Raw genomic sequence first — 16,487 nt, forward strand, 5'->3', positions numbered from 1 at the left:
GCTTACGATGAAACCTGGATGTCGATCGACTCTCTCTCTGCTGGCCCTGCTGCTGACCGGGGTTTCTGCCTCCGCGATGGCGGAAGAGAAGTTTACCTTCCTGACCAACTGGTATGCCCAGGCGGAGCACGGTGGCTTTTATCAGGCGCAGGCCGACGGGCTGTACAAAAAAGCCGGACTGGATGTCAGCATTAATATGGGCGGCCCGCAGGTCAACGTGATGCAGCTTATGGCGGCCGGACGCGCCGACTGTACGCTGGGCGATAACGGCCAGGCGCTGGAGACCTGGGAGGCTGGGGTTCATGCCGTTACGGTGGCGACGGTATTCCAGCATTCGCCGACGGTCTTTATCAGCCATGACAAGGTGGACCAGCCGCAGCAGCTCAGGGACAAAACCTTCCTGCTGGCAACCGAGGCCTATAACTCGTTCTGGCCGTGGGCCAAAAGCGAGCTGGGACTGGATAAAGTGAAAGTCCGGCCCTACACCTTCAGCGTTCAGCCTTTTCTCGCCGATAACAACCTGGTGCAGCAGGGTTACGTCACCTCCGAGCCGTTCTCGATTGCCAAAGGCGGCAAACCGTTTTACGTCTACATGCTCAGCGACTGGGGCTATCCGCCCTACGGTAACTCGATTATCTGCATGGCTGACACGGTGAAAAAACGACCGGCCGCCGTGGCCGCCTTCGTCAAAGCCTCGATGCAGGGCTGGAAAGCCTATCTGCAGGACCCGACCGCCGGCAATGCGCTGATCGCCAAAGATAACCCGCAGATGCGCGCCGACCAGATCGCCTTCGGCATCGCGCAGATGAAGAAATACCAGCTGGTTACCGGCGGTGACGCACAAACCGGCGGTATCGGCATCATCACCGAAGCTCGGCTGAAAAAGAGCTGGGAGATGCTGGTGAAAAACAAGCTGATCGACGCGGAGAAAGTGCCGTTCGACCAGACCTATAGCCTCGATATGATCAAAGACGCGAAGGTGATGCCATGAATTCCGCCCCCAACCTGACCGTGATGCGCGATCGTCGTGCCGCCACGCCGCACGCAGAGCCGGCTATCGAAGTGTTGTCGGCAGAGAAAATTTACAGCAACGGCACCCGCGCGCTGCTGCCGGTCAATCTCACCATTCATCAGGGCGAATTTGTCACCCTGCTCGGTCCGTCGGGCTGTGGCAAAAGTACGCTGCTAAAAATGGTCGCCGGGCTGACCGAGCCCAGCGATGGCAAACTGGTGCTGTGGCGTCGCGATAGCCGGGAAAGCGCGCAGGTTCCGCTCTCCTTTGTGTTCCAGGAAGCCACGCTGATGCCGTGGAGCACAGTGCAAAACAACGTTCGTCTGCCGCTGGATCTGGCGGGCGTGCCGCGGGCCGAAGCCAATACCCGCGTCACCGAGGCGCTGGAACTGGTCGGGCTGGGTCAGTTTGCCCGGGTGCTGCCGCGCGAGCTCTCCGGTGGTATGCAGATGCGCGTCTCGATTGCACGCGGGCTGGTCACGCGTCCGAAACTGCTGCTGATGGATGAACCCTTTGGCGCGCTGGATGAAATCACCCGCAATAAACTCGACAGTGACCTGCTGCGGCTGTGGCGTGAACAGGGCCTGACGGTGGTGTTCGTTACCCACTCAATACATGAAGCGGTTTTTCTGTCGCAGCGGGTGATCATGATGGCAGCCCGGCCGGGCCGGGTGGTGGAGGATATCGCCATCAATGAGCCGTTCCCGCGCAGCGAAGATTTCCGTGTCAGTCCGGCTTTTTCACGTTACGCAAAGCAACTGCAGGACAGCCTGCTACAAGCCAGCCAATCGGGCGGGGAGTAATACCATGCAGACGCAAAAATCTTCGCCGTGGATCGCCAATCCCGGCTTTCGCAAAGTGTTTTATCCCACCGTGGTCGCGGTGGTTGTGGTGCTGCTGTGGCAGGGCTGGGTGAGCTACTTCAACATCCCGCAGTTTCTGGTGCCGTCACCGCTGGTGATGCTGCAAAGCCTGTGGACTCATTTCGGGTCGCTGATGATGGCGCTGCTCTTCACCCTGAAAATCACGCTGATTTCGTTTTTACTCTCGATCGTCATCGGTGCCGCCGTGGCCTTTGTGCTGGTGCAGAACCGCTTTGTCGAAACCGCCCTGTTTCCCTACATCGTCTTCCTGCAGGTGACGCCCATCGTCGCCATTGCGCCGCTGATTATTATCTGGGTCAAAGACACCACCCTGTCGCTGGTGGTCTGCTCAACCCTGATGGCGGTGTTCCCGATTATCTCTAACACCACCCAGGGGCTGCGCAGCGTCTCGCCGGGGCTGCTGAGCTACTTCAGGCTGAGCCGCGCCAGTCGTCTGCAGGTGCTGATTCGCCTGCGCATTCCTTCCGCGCTGCCCTACTTTTTCGGGGCGCTGCGAATTTCCAGCGGGCTGTCGCTGATTGGTGCAGTGGTGGCCGAGTTTGTCGCCGGGACCGGCGGAAATAATACCGGGCTGGCCTACCAGATCCTGCAGGCGGGCTATCAGCTCGATATTCCGCTGATGTTCGCGGCGCTGCTGCTGATCTCCCTCGCCGGGATTGCACTGTTTGGTGTGATGTCGTGGATTTCCCGCCGCGCGCTCAGCGCCTGGCACGAGAGCGAAGCGGTTCAGTCTCATTAACCTCTATTTTCAGGCAGGAACACGATGCACATTGAACACCGTCAGCAGGCACTTACTCTGATACAACAGGCACTTCCCGATCTCGACTGGACATTGCAGCCGCCAAAGGTTAAACGCCTGTCGCGCGACTTTCACTGGTTCAGCCCGGTACTCAAACGGCAACTGGAAGATAAGCAGGCCGATGCGGTGGTTAAACCGCGCAGTGAAGAGGAGCTGAGTCTGCTGGTCAGCGCCTGCGTACAGCATCAGTTACCGCTGATATTGCGGGGTGGCGCAACCGGCAACTATGGTCAGCTGGTGCCGCTGGAGGGCGGCATTCTGGTTGATATGACCGGCTTTAATCAGCTGTGTGAACTCAGTGATGGCGTGGTGCGGGCGCAGGCCGGAATGCGGCTGGCGGAGATTGAAGCCCTGACCCGCCCGACCGGCTGGGAACTGCGCTGTATGCCTTCGACTTACCGCCTTGCCACGCTGGGCGGGCTGTACGGCGGCGGTTTCGGCGGCATCGGCTCAATCAACTATGGCCCGCTGGCCGCAGCCGGTAACGTACTCAGCGTCAAAGTCATGACGGTGGAGGCGGAACCGCGCATTTTGCAGATACCGGCACCGCAGGCGCTGCTGCTGCATCACGCTTACGGCAGCAACGGGATCGTGCTGGAGGTTGAGCTGGCGCTGGCCCCGGTTCACCACTGGATAGAGCGGCTCGACGTGTTCGACGATTTTACCGATGCGCTGGATTACGCCAATGCCTTTGCCCGTTCACCAGGAGTGGTGAAACGTCAGCTGGCACTCTTTGCCGCGCCGATCCCCGGCTACTTCACCCATCTTAATGGCCATTATCAGGCGGGTCAGCACGCGGTGATCAGCCTGATTGCCGGGGAAAGTGAACGGCTGGCAACGGGGCTGCTGGAGAAATATCGCGGCAGCAACGCGGTGCGGCAGCCTGCCGACGCAGCACGCGAGGCGAATGCGTCACTGATGGAATATTGCTGGAACCACACCACGCTTCATGCGCTGAAGGCAGACAGCACGCTGACCTATTTACAGACTGCGTTTAACCCGGCCTGTTATCGTCAGCAGATTATTGATATGGCCGCCCGGTTGGGTGATGAAGTGATGTCGCATATTGAGTTCCTGCGTGACGGTGAAGGCAATATCACTGCCAGCGGCCTGCAACTGGTGCGCTATACCAGCGAAGCAAGGCTGAATGAGATTATGGACACCTTCCGCGCTCATGATGTCAGGATCAACAATCCGCATGTCTATCAAATTGAAGAGGGCAAACAGGGCGAGATCAAACCCGAGGTGGTGTCGGTTAAACAGTGCCTCGATCCAGACGGGTTACTTAATCCCGGTAAACTCAAAGGCTGGGCGCTGCGTGACACGCTGGTGTTAGATGACGATCCGCTGTTACTCCAGCGTCAGCCTGGCGAGCCCGCTCGCTGAGCCATCAGGCTTTGAAAAATAAAAAACCCGCTTATCACTCAGCGGGTTTTTGCTTTCAACAGTTAACAGCGGGCGATCAGAGTTCGAACCGATCGAGGTTCATCACTTTGGTCCAGGCTGCAACGAAGTCTTTAACGAACTTCTCTTTAGCATCGCTGCTGGCATAGACTTCCGCCGAGGCGCGTAATACCGCATTGGAGCCGAACACCAGATCGGCGCGGGTAGCGGTAAAGCGGACTTCACCGGTCAGGCGATCGCGACCTTCGAACTGTTCGCTGGAGCCATCAACCGCTTTCCATTCAATGCGCATATCCAGCAGATTGACGAAGAAATCGGCGTTCAGTTCCCCGACGCGGCGGCTGAAGATGCCGTGCTGGCTGCCGTCGTAGTTGGTGCCCAGCGCGCGCATTCCGCCAATCAGCACCGTTAATTCCGGCACCGTCAGCGTGAGCTGCTGGGCCTTATCAATTAACAGGTTCTCGGTGGTGGTTTTACCGTAGCCGCGACCGTAGTTACGGAAGCCATCGGCGCGAGGTTTCAGCAACTCAAACGACTCGATATCGGTCTGATCCTGACGCGCATCGACCCGGCCCGGAATAAACGGCACCTCAATCTCAACGCCAGCCGCTTTCGCCGCCTGCTCAACCCCGACCACACCGGCCAGCACAATCAGATCGGCCAGCGAAACCTTGTTAAATTCACGCTGCAGCGCTTCCAGCGTCGGCAACACCCGGACCGCAATAGCGTTTACGTCCCACTCGCGTTGCGGCAGCAGCGCCAGGCGCGCGCCGTTGGCACCACCGCGTTTGTCACCGCCACGGAAGGTAGAGGCTGACGCCCACGCCACCGAGGTCAGTTCGCTGACGCTCAGGCCCGCGGCGGCAATCTTCTCTTTCAGCTGGGCGATGTCGGCGCCGGTCGGATGGTAAACCGGTACCGGCAGCGGGTCCTGCCAGATCAGATCTTCTTTCGGTACTTCCGGACCGATATAACGCGCTTTCGGCCCCATATCGCGGTGCGTCAGCTTGTACCAGGCGCGGGCAAAGGCTTCATTGAATGCCTGCGGATCGTTGTAAAAACGACGCGAAATTTTCTCGAACTCCGGGTCGAAGCGCAGGGTCAGATCGGTAACCAGCATGGTCGGTTTACGTTTCTTCGTCTGGTCGAACGGATCAGGAATAATCTCTGACGCATCGACCGCTTCAAACTGGATCGCGCCCGCCGGGCTGCGCGTCTGGACCCACTCATATTTGAACAGGTTCTCGAAGAAGTAGTTGCTCCACTGGGTCGGCGTCTGCGACCAGATCACTTCCAGACCTGAGGTAATCGCATCAGCACCAACGCCGGTGCCGTGGCTGCTCGCCCAGCCCAGACCCTGTGCTTCAAGCGGTGCGGTTTCCGGGTCAACGCCAACGTGGTCGGCCGAACCGGCACCGTGGGTTTTGCCCAGCGTATGACCACCGGCGATCAGGGCGACGATCTCTTCATCGTTCATGCCCATGTTGCCGAAGGTGGCACGAATGGCCGGGGCAGCCGAAGCCGGATCGCCGCTGTGTTCCGGGCCTTCCGGGTTGACGTAGATCAGCCCCATTTCCGTCGCGCCCAGCGGTGACTGCGCCAGCGCTTCCGGGTGACGGTGTTCCAGCCAGGTGCTTTCATCGCCCCAGTTGACATCCATATCCGGTTCCCAGACATCTTCACGTCCGGCACCAAAACCAAAGGTGCGGAAGCCGGAATTTTCCAGCGCCACGTTGCCCGCCAGGATATAGAGGTCAGCCCAGGAGATCTTCTGACCATACTTCTGCTTCACCGGCCACAGCAGACGGCGCGCTTTATCCAGGCTGACGTTATCCGGCCAGGAGTTTAACGGGGCGAAGCGTTGCTGACCGCGTCCTGAACCACCGCGACCATCAACGGCGCGATAGGTGCCGGCGCTGTGCCAGGCCATACGGATAAAGAGACCGATGTAGCTGCCCCAGTCGGCAGGCCACCAGGCTTGTGACTCTGTGAGCAAGGCTTTGAGATCGGCTTTCAGCGCAGCGTAGTCTAATTTGGCAAATTCTTTACGGTAGTCGAACGACTCGCCCAATGGGTTAGAGCGGGATGAGTGCTGGTTCAGCAGGTCGACACGCAGCTGGTTAGGCCACCAGTCACGGCTGGTCGTGCCGCCGCCTGATGTCTGGTTTGCCTTTCCTGCGTGAAAAGGACATTTACCCGCCGCCGCTTCGCGATCGGCTTCGACAATAGGCTTTGCATCTTTTGCATCTTCATCAACAGAATTGCTCATGGTCACACCTCTTTTATGTATTCTCAGCGCTACTCTATAGTGGCTTTTGAAAAAGGCACACCTGTCTCATCCTATACCTTTGATAGCCTGCTCCTTTGAATATGCTTAGCTGAAAAGGTTTTAACGATGAAAAGCACCGCGCCTGTCAACAGGCACGGCGTAGCGCAGGATGTTCAGAGGGGCGGCTTTCACCGCCCGCCGGTTACTCCGCTACCGGGCGGATCCGGAACCAGATGGCATACATCGCCGGCAGGAAGACCAGCGTGATAATGGTGCCGCCCAGCGTACCGCCAATCAGGGTATAGGCCAGCGTGCCCCAGAATACCGAGTGCGTCAGCGGGATAAACGCCAGAATGGCCGCCATCGCCGTAAGCAGCACCGGTCGGGCGCGCTGCACGGTCGCCTCAACCACCGCATCAAACGGGGCCAGCCCCTGCTGCTGATTGTGGTGAATCTGACCAATCAGGATCAGGGTGTTACGCATCAGAATCCCCGACAGCGCAATCAGCCCGACCAGCGCATTGATGCCGAACGGCTGATTAAACAGCAGCAGCGTCGGCACCACACCGACCAGTCCAAGCGGAGCGGTTAAAAATACCATCACCATTGCCGACATGGATCGCACCTGCAAAATAATAATCAGCAGCGTGATGGCGATCATGATTGGGAACAGCGGCGCCATCGCCTGGGTCGCTTTTCCCGACTCCTCTATCGAGCCCGCCAGCTCTATCCGGTAGCCTTCCGGCAGCGATGCGATGATCGGCTGCAGGCGTTTGCCGAGGGCGGCTGAGACATCCGGCGGTTGCAGATCGTCAGCGATATCGCCGCGCACGGTGATCACCGGCGTGCGGTCGCGCCGCCGCAGCAGCGGATCTTCCATCTGTACTTTAACTTCGCCAATCTGTGACAGCGGAATACGCTGGCCCGCCGCGCCCACCAGGGTAAAGTCGCCGATCCGCGCCGGATCGAGCCGGATATTGCCGGCCGCCCGTCCGACCACCTGCACCGAACGAATATCTTCCCGCACCGCAGTGATCGGCACGCCCGACAGCAGAAACTGCAGCTGGCGGGCCACGGCGCTGGAGGTCAGCCCCACCGCCTGCAAACGGTCCTGATTGAGGGAGAAATGCAGGGTCGGCACCTGTGAACCCCAGTCGCTATTGACCGTTCTCATCATCGGGCTGGCCTGCAGTACCGCTTCCACCTGGCTGGCGATAACCCGCAGCCGTGCAGGATCGGGTCCCATCACCCGCCAGGCCACCGGATAAGGTGAATAGGGGCCAAACACCAGCTGAGTGACGCGCACCCGCGCCTCGGGAGCCAGACCGCTGGCCGCGGCCGCGCGTAGCCGTAACTTCAGCGCGTCACGCGCCTGCTGGCTGTCGGTCAGCACCACCAGCTTGGCAAACGAAGGATCGGGCAGTTCCGGTGCCATCGCCAGATAAAAACGCGGTGGTCCCTGGCCGATATAGGCGGTGACAATTTTCGCCTCCTGCTGCTTTTTCAGCCAGGTTTCGATTTTTGCCGTGGCCGCCGCGGTCTGCTCAATGGAACTGCCGTAGGGCAACTGAAGTTCCACCAGCACTTCCGGACGATCGGAAGTCGGGAAGAACTGTTTTTTCACCAGCCCCATGCCGAACACCGCCGCCACAAACAGCACAATCACCGCGCCCGCCACCGCCCATTTGCGGGCAATTACGCGCGTCAGCAGATGGCGAAAGCGATTGTAGTGACGGGTGTTGTAGATCGCCGCATGGCCGCCCTCGACGGTTTTGATGGCTGGCAGCATCTTCACGCCGAGATACGGGGTAAAGACCACCGCCACCACCCATGAGGCGATCAGCGCAATGCCGACAATCCAGAACATGTTGCTGGTGTACTCACCGGCGGTCGACTGAGCGAATCCGTTGGGCATAAAGCCCACCGCGGTGACCAGCGTCCCGGCCAGCATCGGTGCGGCGGTGTGGCTCCAGGCATAGGCGGAGGCTTTAACCCGATCGTAGCCCTCCTCCATTTTGACCACCATCATTTCGATAGCGATGATCGCGTCATCCACCAGCAGCCCGAGCGCCAGTATCAGCGAGCCCAGCGTGATCCGGTCAAAGTTTTTCCCGGAGGCCTCCATCACCACAAATACCACCGCCAGGGTTAACGGCACCGCGGCCGCCACCACCACACCGACGCGCCAGCCCATGCTGACGAAGCAGACCACCATCACCACCAGCAGCGCCACGAAAAACTTCACCATGAACTCATCAACCGCCGAGCGGATATTCACCGACTGGTCGGTGACCTGAGTCAGCGACATGCCGAGCGGCATCGCCTGGTTAATTTTGACGGTCTCCGCCGCCAGCGCCTTGCCGAGATCCAGCCCGTTCCAGCCGTCACGCATCACAATGCCGAGCAGCAGCGCCGGTTCACCCTGATTGCGCACCAGAAAGGTGGCAGGATCGTCATAACCGCGCTCGACCGTTGCCACATCCGCCAGCTTCAGGCTTCTGCCCTGCACCACAATCGGCGTTTCACGGATCTTTTCCAGCTTATCGAAGGCCCCTTCCAGCCGGATAAATACCTGCGGTCCGGCAGTGTCGATGGAGCCGGCTGGCGTCAGAACGTTCTGGTCATTCAGGGCGGCGAAAATGTCCTGCGGCGAGATGCCGAGCGTCGCCAGTCGATCGTGTGAGAAGGAGACGTAAATGCGCTCGGCATGCTCACCAATGATGTTGACCTTTTTCACGCCCGGCAGATGCAGCAGCCGCTGACGCAGCGCTTCGGCATCTCGCACCAGCAGACGCTGCGGTTCCCCTCTGGCCTTCAGCGCCATCAGCGCAAACGTCACATCGGAGAACTCGTCATTGATCATCGGGCCTATCACTCCGGCAGGCAGATTGCTGGCCTCATCCCCGAGCTTTTTACGCGCCTGATAGAACTGCTCCTGCACCTGTGACGGCGGCGTTTTGTCCTGCAACGACAGCATGGTGTAGGCCATACCAGGACGGGTATAGGTTTCACTGCGGTCATACCATTTCAGCTCCTGCAGCCGCTTCTCCAGCGGTTCCGCCACCTGATCCTGCATCTCCTGCGCAGTGGCGCCCGGCCAGGCGGTGATAATCGTCATCTGTTTCACGGTAAACGGCGGATCTTCCGCCCGACCGAGTTCAAAAAACGACAGCACCCCAGCAACGGTAATCAGGATGATCAGAAACAGCGTGATGGCGCGCTCACGTACCGCCAGCGCCGAGAGGTTAAACCGTCCGTGACTCATGGCTGGCTCCCGGCGGCGTCAGCCTGGCTGAGACGGACACGTTCGCCTTCATGCAGCAGGTGCGCGCCCAGCGCTACAATCGGCTCTCCCGGCTGGAGTTCACCGCTGACGGTAGCCGACTCATCACCGAGACTGATGACTTTTACCGGCCGCCAGGCGACGGTGGCGGGCGGCCCGGCAATCTGCCAGACGCCGGGGCCTTTGCCCGCATCGTAGAGCGCGGCCAGCGGCACCTGCAGCAAAGGCTGCGTGGCCTTGTTGGGGATCGCGAGGTTGACGGTAGCGCCAAGGGGCGCAGCGGCCAGCGCCCCTTCCAGCACATATCGGGCTTCAAAGGTGCGGGTCAGCGGGTCCGCTGCATCCGCCAGCTGCCGCAACCGGGCCGGCACCGCCGCACTATTGCGGCCATAGAGGGTTGCCATCGCTACGCTACCCAGCGCCGGACGCAGCGTTTCCGGCAGCTCGACCCGCGCCTCACGCTGACCGGCGCGGGCCAGCCGGATCACCGGTTCGCCCGCGCTCACGACCTGGCCCGGTTCGGCGAGCGTGGCCATCACCACCCCATCGGCGTCCGCCAGCAGCAGCGCATAACCACTGGCGTTTCGCGCCACATCCGCCTGCGCTTCTGCCGCCCGCAGTTCAGCTTTCGCCGTCTCTGCTGCGGCGCGGATTTGATCGTAAGCCGATGCGGAAACCGCCCCGCTGCTCAGCAGGCTGCGGTAACGCGCCTGATCGGCCGCGGTCTGTCTGAGGCGGGCCTGTGCCGCGGCAACGGCCTGCTGCCGGGCCTGGACCTGCAACTGCAGATCGACCGGGTCGAGACGCATCAGCGGCTGACCGCGTCTGACGCTCTGGCCGTTATCCACCAGACGTTCAAGAATTTTGCCCGATACCCGAAAGCCAAGATCGCTCTGGACCCGGGCAACCACCACTCCACTGAAGGCGCGTGCGGCGTCAGTGGCGCTGACCACCTTTGCGACCCGGACCTGAGGCGGCTGGTTGCGCGGATCGTCATCACGGGCAGTGTCATGGCAGGCAGCCAGTGCCAGCGGCAGCAGGCATAGAGCAACGGTGGCAGGATTAAACCTGAACATAAGTGACCTTTATCAGTGAATGGGGAGTTAGCGCCATTCTCTTATCAAGTGACTAATTTTGTCAATGGTCACAAAATAGCGATTGAGGATCACTTTTGGTTCTGCACCTGCGGATTGTCATGCCCGCAAAGTTATCGGCGCAGTGCGCGGTCACAGGCGGGCGGATAAGCAAAAGAAGAGGTAACGAATAAAACAGTGACTACTGATAATTTACGTCACAGGATGCGGACAGCGAAACGAGCCGGCGCGGGCCGTCCGTCAGGTGGCGACGCTGAGGAGTGTGTTATTGCGTTAAGCGACTGACGCGGGAAGGGTTGCTGAAGAGGAAATCAGCGCCTTATTACTAAGGCGCTGTGTTGGGGAAGGGATTAACGCCAGCCGAGTTCCGGCGCGACATATTTCAGTATCGCCTCAATCACATGCGCGTTATACGCCACGCCCAGCTGATTCGGCACGGTCAGCAGCAGCGTATCGGCTTCAGCAATCGCTTCATCCTGAGCCAGTTGCTTAATTAACTGCTCCGGCTCAGCGGCATAGCTGCGGCCAAAGATGGCGCGGGTTTTTTCGTCGAGGAAACCCACCGAATCCTGGTCACTGCCGCTGCGGCCAAAGTAGGCGCGGTCCATGTCATTCACCAGCGCAAAGATGCTGCGGCTGACTGAAACCCGTGGCTCGCGCTGATGACCAGCGGCCTTCCACGCTTCACGGTAGGCGCGGATCTGCTTCGCCTGCTGAATATGGAAGGGCTCGCCAGTTTCATCATCTTTCAGGGTCGAACTTTGCAGGTTCATACCCATTTTTGCCGCCCACTCTGCGGTGGCATTGGAGCCAGAGCCCCACCAGATGCGATCACGCAGCCCTTCTGACAGCGGTTCGAGGCGCAGCAGACCCGGCGGATTCGGGAACATCGGCTGCGGATTAGGTTTAGCAAAACCTTCACCGCGTAGCACCTCCAGGAACTCTTCGGTATGACGACGTCCCATATCCGCGTCGGTCTCCCCCGCTTTTGGCTCAAAGCCAAAATAGCGCCAGCCATCCACCACCTGCTCCGGCGAACCACGGCTCAGGCCGAGCTGCAAACGACCGTTGGAAATCAGGTCGGCTGAACCGGCATCTTCCACCATATAGAGCGGATTTTCATAGCGCATGTCGATCACGCCGGTGCCGATCTCAATTTTTTTGGTGCGGGCACCCACCGCCGCCAGCAGCGGGAACGGGGAACTCAGCTGGCGGGCAAAATGGTGCACGCGGAAGTAGGCACCATCTGCGCCCAGCTCTTCGGCCGCCACCGCCAGGTCGATCGATTGCAGTAACACATCCTGCGCCGATCGGGTGGCTGACTGTGAAGAGGGTGTCCAGTGACCGAAGGATAAAAAGCCAATCTTTTTCATCTGTTACTTCTCCTGGCGGGCAACGCTGACCCGCACATGCTGAGGCGATTTTCGATAAGCAAAGGTTACGCCGTCGTCGTCGCCACTGATAGTCAATATCTTTCAGCGCCATATTCAGGATTTTCGACATAGCTAAGAAAAATAACGTCTTTGTCTTTGCGCCGTGTTTATTTCACTGTGGCTGCCTGTTCCTCTTCTGCCAGGTTGATCATGCAAAAAAGCCGTGCCGGTTACCTTCATCCGCAGCAGCGCGCCCTGCTGCAACAGCTGTCGCGCAGTGCGTTGTGGCGCACCGAACTGCCGACCTGGCTGCTGATCATCGCTATCTATGGCGGCTGGTTCGGTACGCTGCTCAACGGGCAGATGCTCGGACGGCTGCCCGCTACGCTGCTGCTGACTGGCTTTACCGCCTGGTACATGTCGCTGCAGCATGAGCTGATCCACGGGCATCCGACGCGCTGGCCGCGGGTCAATCAGCTGTTTGGTACCCTGCCGCTGGCGGTGTGGTTTCCGTTTGGCCTCTACCGCGATTCCCATCTGGCCCATCACCGTAATCACACCCTGACCGAACCGGATGACGATCCGGAAAGTTACTACCTCTCCGCCGCACGCTGGGCGCAGCTGTCGCCGTGGCAGCAGCAGCTGATCCATCTGCGGAACACTTTTTTTGGCCGGTTGCTGCTGGGTCCGCTGCTGGATATCGTCGGTACCTTCAGAGCGATGTGGCGGGCGATACGCGGCGGCGACCGGGCCGCGATTGGGATGTGGCTGCTGCACGGCACCCTGCTGGCGGTGCTGTTGTGGTGGATGGCCCAGCGCGGTTTTTCCCCGCTGTGGTATCTGCTGGCGGTCAGCTACCCGGCGCTGGCGCTGACCAAAGTACGCTCCTTCTACGAGCATCGCGCGGCTGACGATCCGCTGGCGCGTTCGGTCAACAATGAAGCGGCGCTGCCCTGGCGCATCCTGTTTCTGAATCTGAACTACCATTCAGTGCATCACGATCTGCCCGGCGTGCCCTGGTATGGCCTGCGCCGCCTCTATCTGCATGACCGCGAGCGCTACTATCAGCGTAATCACGGTTTTCGCGTGGCGGGCTACCGGGTCTGGCTGCGTCAGTTCTGGGCGCGACCGGTCGGAGTCAATGCCCATCCGGGGCGTTCAGAAGAGGCACGCCATGACTGACCTGCTGGCATTACCGATGTATGACATTGATCGCCTAACCACCGTGGCGCTCAGCCAGGCCATCGTGACCCTGCTGGCGCAGCACGGCACAGCGGCACAGCCGATCTGGCCCGACGATCTGCTGGCCCACTGGCAGGACGATCGGCTGCTGCTGAGCCAGACCTGTGGCTATCCGCTGGTGACGCGGCTACCCGCGGTGCAGCTGGTCGGCACGTTTCACTACAGCGCGCCAGGCTGCAGCGGTCCCGATTATCGTAGCTGGCTGGTGGCACGAGATCAGGGCGCGACGCTGAGCGACTTTCATGCGCGTCGGGCGGTGGCTAACAGCGTGGATTCGCACTCTGGCTATAACGCGCTGCGCCTGGTGGCGGCACAGCAGGGCGTGATGTTTTCACGACTGGTGCTGAGCGGCGGGCATCGTCAGTCACTGGCGGCGGTGCGTCAGCATCAGGCCGATATCGCGGCGATTGATTGTGTCAGCTGGGCACTGATCGCCCGATATGCGCCGGAGGAGCTACAGGGACTGCACATTATTGGCGAAACCCCGCCTGCGCCCGGGCTGCCGCTGATCACCTCTGCCGCGACCTGCGCGCAACAGCGCGAGACGCTGCAGGCGGTGCTGGGCGAACTGGTGACCGATCCGGCGTGGCGGGAAGTCTGTGCAGCCAGCCTGATTAGCGGCTTCAGCCCGCTGCAGCGCGAGGATTATCAGACGATTATCCGCATTGAACAGCAGGCAGCCGCGCTTGGGGTGACCCGACTTTGAGCAGCAGAGGCGCTCAGGCCTCCACTTTTGTGCCCTTTAACAGCACGCACTGAAGCCACAGAGCAGGCTGTGGCCGATCAGGGGCAGGCAATCCGCAGCGCTGAACATTAGCCAGGAGAGCCCGCAGGACGCGGGCGAAAGGCGGGGCGGCACAGGATGTGCCATCCCCGGCGGTCCGTCAGGCAGAGGAATGAAGTGAAGGTACCGCGCAGCGGCGCGAGGACCGCCAGCCCCTGAGCGGCACCAGACCGCGTTAACACCTGTCGCTTTACTGACGGGCACCAGGCTTCCCGGCCGCACTGTTCTATTTACGGGCGGCGATGATCGCATCAGCCACGTTGCGCGGCGCCTGCGCGTAGTGGCTGAACTCCATGCTGTAGGTGGCGCGCCCCTGGGTCAGCGAGCGCAGGCTGGTGGAGTAGCCGAACATCTCCGACAGCGGCACTTCAGCGCGAATAATCCGGCCGCCAAAATGCTCATCCATGCCCTGCACCGCCCCGCGACGTGACGACAGATCGCCCATGATGCCGCCGGCGTACTCTTCCGGCGTCTCCACTTCCACCTTCATCACCGGCTCCAGAATCGCCGGATCGGCCTGTTTGGCCGCGGCGCGAAAGCCGAGAATGGCCGCCATGCGGAAGGCCATCTCCGAGGAGTCGACCTCATGATAAGAGCCAAACGTCAGGGTCGCTTTGATATCAACAATCGGATAGCCCGCCAGCACGCCACTGTTCAGCGCCTCGCGCACGCCTTTCTCTACTGACGGGATATATTCACGCGGCACCACGCCGCCTTTGGTGGCATCTTCAAAGACAAAGCCGCTGCCCGCCTCACCCGGTTGCAGGCTCAGTACCACATGGCCGTACTGCCCTTTGCCGCCCGACTGGCGCACAAACTTACCTTCCACATCCTGTACCGCTTTGCGCAGCGTTTCGCGGTAGGTCACCTGCGGTCGCCCGATATTCGCCTCGACGCCAAATTCACGCTTCAGGCGGTCGACGATAATCTCCAGATGCAGTTCGCCCATGCCCGAGATGATCGACTGGCCCGACTCCTCATCGGTGTGCAGCCGGAACGAGGGATCTTCTGCCGCCAGCCGCTGTAACGCCAGCCCCATCTTCTCCTGGTCCGCTTTGGTTTTCGGCTCAATCGACAGCGAAATCACCGGTTCAGGAAACTCCATCCGCTCCAGGGTAATGATGGCGTGCGGATCGCACAGGGTTTCGCCGGTGGTGACCTCTTTCAGCCCGACGCAGGCGGCGATATCTCCGGCGCGTATTTCGTCGATCTCATGACGGGCGTTGGCGTGCATCTGCACGATACGGCCAATGCGCTCTTTTTTGCCTTTAACCGCGTTATAGACGCTGTCACCCTTGCGTAACACGCCCGAGTAAACCCGCACAAAGGTCAGCTGGCCGACAAAGGGATCGCTCATCAGCTTAAACGCCAGCGCCGAGAACGGTTCGTCATCATCCGGATGGCGTTCAGCGGGATTGCCAGCCTCATCAATGCCGCTAATCGCCGGCACATCAGCCGGTGACGGCATCAGTTCGATCACCGCATCCAGCATCCGCTGCACTCCTTTGTTCTTAAACGCGCTGCCGCACAGCATCGGCTGAATCTGGTTTTGCAGCGTGCGCTGGCGTAAACCGGCAATCACCTGCTGCTCACTGAGATCGCCCTGCTCCAGCCAGGCTTCGGTCAGGGTTTCATTGGCTTCCGCCGCCGCCGCGACCATTTTTTCACGCCAGCGCTGCGCTTCGGCCAGCTGGTCAGCCGGGATCTCGCCATAGCTGAAGGTCATTCCCTGGCTCTCTTCATCCCAGTAGATCGCCTGCATACGGATCAGATCGATCACCCCGACGAACTGCTCTTCACGCCCGATCGGGATCACAATCGGTACCGGATTGGCTTTCAGCCGTGACTGCATCATGGTGACGACGCGGAAAAAATCGGCGCCCTGGCGGTCCATTTTGTTGACGAACGCCAGCCGCGGTACATGATATTTATTCGCCTGACGCCATACCGTCTCCGACTGCGGCTGTACACCGCCCACGGCGTCATACACCATCACCGCCCCATCCAGCACCCGCATTGAGCGCTCGACCTCGATGGTGAAATCGACGTGGCCTGGGGTGTCGATAATATTGATGCGGTGCGGCTCAAAGCGCTTATCCATGCCCGGCCAGAAGCAACTGACGGCGGCAGAGGTGATGGTAATGCCGCGCTCCTGCTCCTGCGCCATCCAGTCGGTTGTTGCCGCGCCATCGTGCACTTCCCCCAGCTTGTGACTCATTCCGGTGTAAAACAGAATGCGCTCGGTGGTGGTGGTTTTACCGGCATCGATATGCGCGGAGATGCCGATATTACGGTAACGTTCGATCGGTAGGGGTCGGGGCATGATGTATCCTTAGTCAGATT

The 16,487-nt window shown here is 60.3% G+C and carries 11 protein-coding genes; 6 read left to right on the forward strand and 5 right to left on the reverse strand.

Going from position 1 to position 16,487, the window contains the following annotated elements; translation table 11 throughout:
- Positions 1-7 precede the first annotated feature (7 nt).
- From WFK59_RS08310 to WFK59_RS08325, 4 genes are read left to right on the forward strand one after another with little or no spacing between them, the layout of a single operon-like run.
- Positions 8-991, forward strand: a complete 984-nt coding sequence (locus WFK59_RS08310) for an ABC transporter substrate-binding protein (protein WP_336755571.1) — start codon at positions 8-10, stop codon at positions 989-991.
- Positions 988-1,815 (forward strand): ABC transporter ATP-binding protein, encoded by an 828-nt coding sequence (locus WFK59_RS08315; protein WP_336755572.1) that lies wholly within the window; start codon positions 988-990, stop codon positions 1,813-1,815. Before WFK59_RS08310 ends, WFK59_RS08315 begins: the two co-directional genes overlap by 4 nt.
- Before the next feature lie 4 nt (positions 1,816-1,819).
- Positions 1,820-2,635, forward strand: a complete 816-nt coding sequence (locus WFK59_RS08320; protein WP_233987696.1) for an ABC transporter permease — start codon at positions 1,820-1,822, stop codon at positions 2,633-2,635.
- A 24-nt stretch (positions 2,636-2,659) separates the two neighbouring features.
- Complete coding sequence (locus WFK59_RS08325; RefSeq protein WP_336755573.1) at positions 2,660-4,081, forward strand: FAD-binding oxidoreductase; 1,422 nt, start codon at positions 2,660-2,662, stop codon at positions 4,079-4,081.
- 76 nt (positions 4,082-4,157) lie between these two features.
- Here the strand turns inward: WFK59_RS08325 and katG are convergent, their stop codons facing one another.
- The 4 genes from katG to WFK59_RS08345 all read right to left on the reverse strand — a co-directional run bounded on the left by katG (position 4,158) and on the right by WFK59_RS08345 (position 12,118).
- On the reverse strand, positions 4,158-6,368 hold the full coding sequence (gene katG / locus WFK59_RS08330; protein WP_336755574.1) for a catalase/peroxidase HPI: 2,211 nt from the start codon (positions 6,366-6,368) through the stop codon (positions 4,158-4,160).
- 202 nt (positions 6,369-6,570) lie between these two features.
- The gene (locus WFK59_RS08335) at positions 6,571-9,633 is read right to left on the reverse strand and encodes an efflux RND transporter permease subunit (RefSeq protein WP_336755575.1); all 3,063 of its coding nucleotides are present in this window, start codon (positions 9,631-9,633) and stop codon (positions 6,571-6,573) included.
- A complete protein-coding gene (locus tag WFK59_RS08340; protein ID WP_336755576.1) occupies positions 9,630-10,727 on the reverse strand; it encodes an efflux RND transporter periplasmic adaptor subunit in 1,098 nt (365 codons plus the stop codon). The genes WFK59_RS08335 and WFK59_RS08340 overlap by 4 nt, the downstream gene beginning before the upstream one ends.
- 368 nt (positions 10,728-11,095) lie before the next feature.
- On the reverse strand, positions 11,096-12,118 hold the full coding sequence (locus WFK59_RS08345; RefSeq protein ID WP_233987691.1) for an LLM class flavin-dependent oxidoreductase: 1,023 nt from the start codon (positions 12,116-12,118) through the stop codon (positions 11,096-11,098).
- A 210-nt stretch (positions 12,119-12,328) separates the two neighbouring features.
- On the opposite strand from WFK59_RS08345, the gene WFK59_RS08350 reads away from it, so the two are divergent.
- Together WFK59_RS08350 and WFK59_RS08355 are read left to right on the forward strand one after the other, a co-directional pair.
- Entirely contained in the window at positions 12,329-13,300 is a 972-nt protein-coding gene (locus tag WFK59_RS08350; RefSeq protein ID WP_336755577.1) for a fatty acid desaturase, read from the forward strand.
- A complete protein-coding gene (locus tag WFK59_RS08355; protein ID WP_336755578.1) occupies positions 13,293-14,066 on the forward strand; it encodes a phosphate/phosphite/phosphonate ABC transporter substrate-binding protein in 774 nt (257 codons plus the stop codon). Before WFK59_RS08350 ends, WFK59_RS08355 begins: the two co-directional genes overlap by 8 nt.
- A 304-nt stretch (positions 14,067-14,370) precedes the next feature.
- Here the strand turns inward: WFK59_RS08355 and fusA are convergent, their stop codons facing one another.
- Positions 14,371-16,467, reverse strand: coding sequence for an elongation factor G (gene fusA, locus WFK59_RS08360; protein ID WP_336755579.1), 2,097 nt, complete (start codon positions 16,465-16,467; stop codon positions 14,371-14,373).
- Between the last annotated feature and the right edge of the window lie 20 nt (positions 16,468-16,487).

It is taken from the genome of Pantoea sp. USHLN298 (genome assembly GCF_037149395.1).
Lineage (GTDB): Bacteria > Pseudomonadota > Gammaproteobacteria > Enterobacterales > Enterobacteriaceae > Pantoea > Pantoea astica.

Excerpts from the sequence above, each read along its gene's own strand:
- WFK59_RS08310 (WP_336755571.1), top strand. The coding sequence starts at position 8 with ATGAAACCTGGATGTCGATCGACTCTCTCTCTGCTGGCCCTGCTGCTG.
- WFK59_RS08315 (WP_336755572.1), top strand. The coding sequence starts at position 988 with ATGAATTCCGCCCCCAACCTGACCGTGATGCGCGATCGTCGTGCCGCC.
- WFK59_RS08320 (WP_233987696.1), top strand. The coding sequence starts at position 1,820 with ATGCAGACGCAAAAATCTTCGCCGTGGATCGCCAATCCCGGCTTTCGC.
- WFK59_RS08325 (WP_336755573.1), top strand. The coding sequence starts at position 2,660 with ATGCACATTGAACACCGTCAGCAGGCACTTACTCTGATACAACAGGCA.
- katG (WP_336755574.1), bottom strand. The coding sequence starts at position 6,368 with ATGAGCAATTCTGTTGATGAAGATGCAAAAGATGCAAAGCCTATTGTC.
- WFK59_RS08335 (WP_336755575.1), bottom strand. The coding sequence starts at position 9,633 with ATGAGTCACGGACGGTTTAACCTCTCGGCGCTGGCGGTACGTGAGCGC.
- WFK59_RS08340 (WP_336755576.1), bottom strand. The coding sequence starts at position 10,727 with ATGTTCAGGTTTAATCCTGCCACCGTTGCTCTATGCCTGCTGCCGCTG.
- WFK59_RS08345 (WP_233987691.1), bottom strand. The coding sequence starts at position 12,118 with ATGAAAAAGATTGGCTTTTTATCCTTCGGTCACTGGACACCCTCTTCA.
- WFK59_RS08350 (WP_336755577.1), top strand. The coding sequence starts at position 12,329 with ATGCAAAAAAGCCGTGCCGGTTACCTTCATCCGCAGCAGCGCGCCCTG.
- WFK59_RS08355 (WP_336755578.1), top strand. The coding sequence starts at position 13,293 with ATGACTGACCTGCTGGCATTACCGATGTATGACATTGATCGCCTAACC.
- fusA (WP_336755579.1), bottom strand. The coding sequence starts at position 16,467 with ATGCCCCGACCCCTACCGATCGAACGTTACCGTAATATCGGCATCTCC.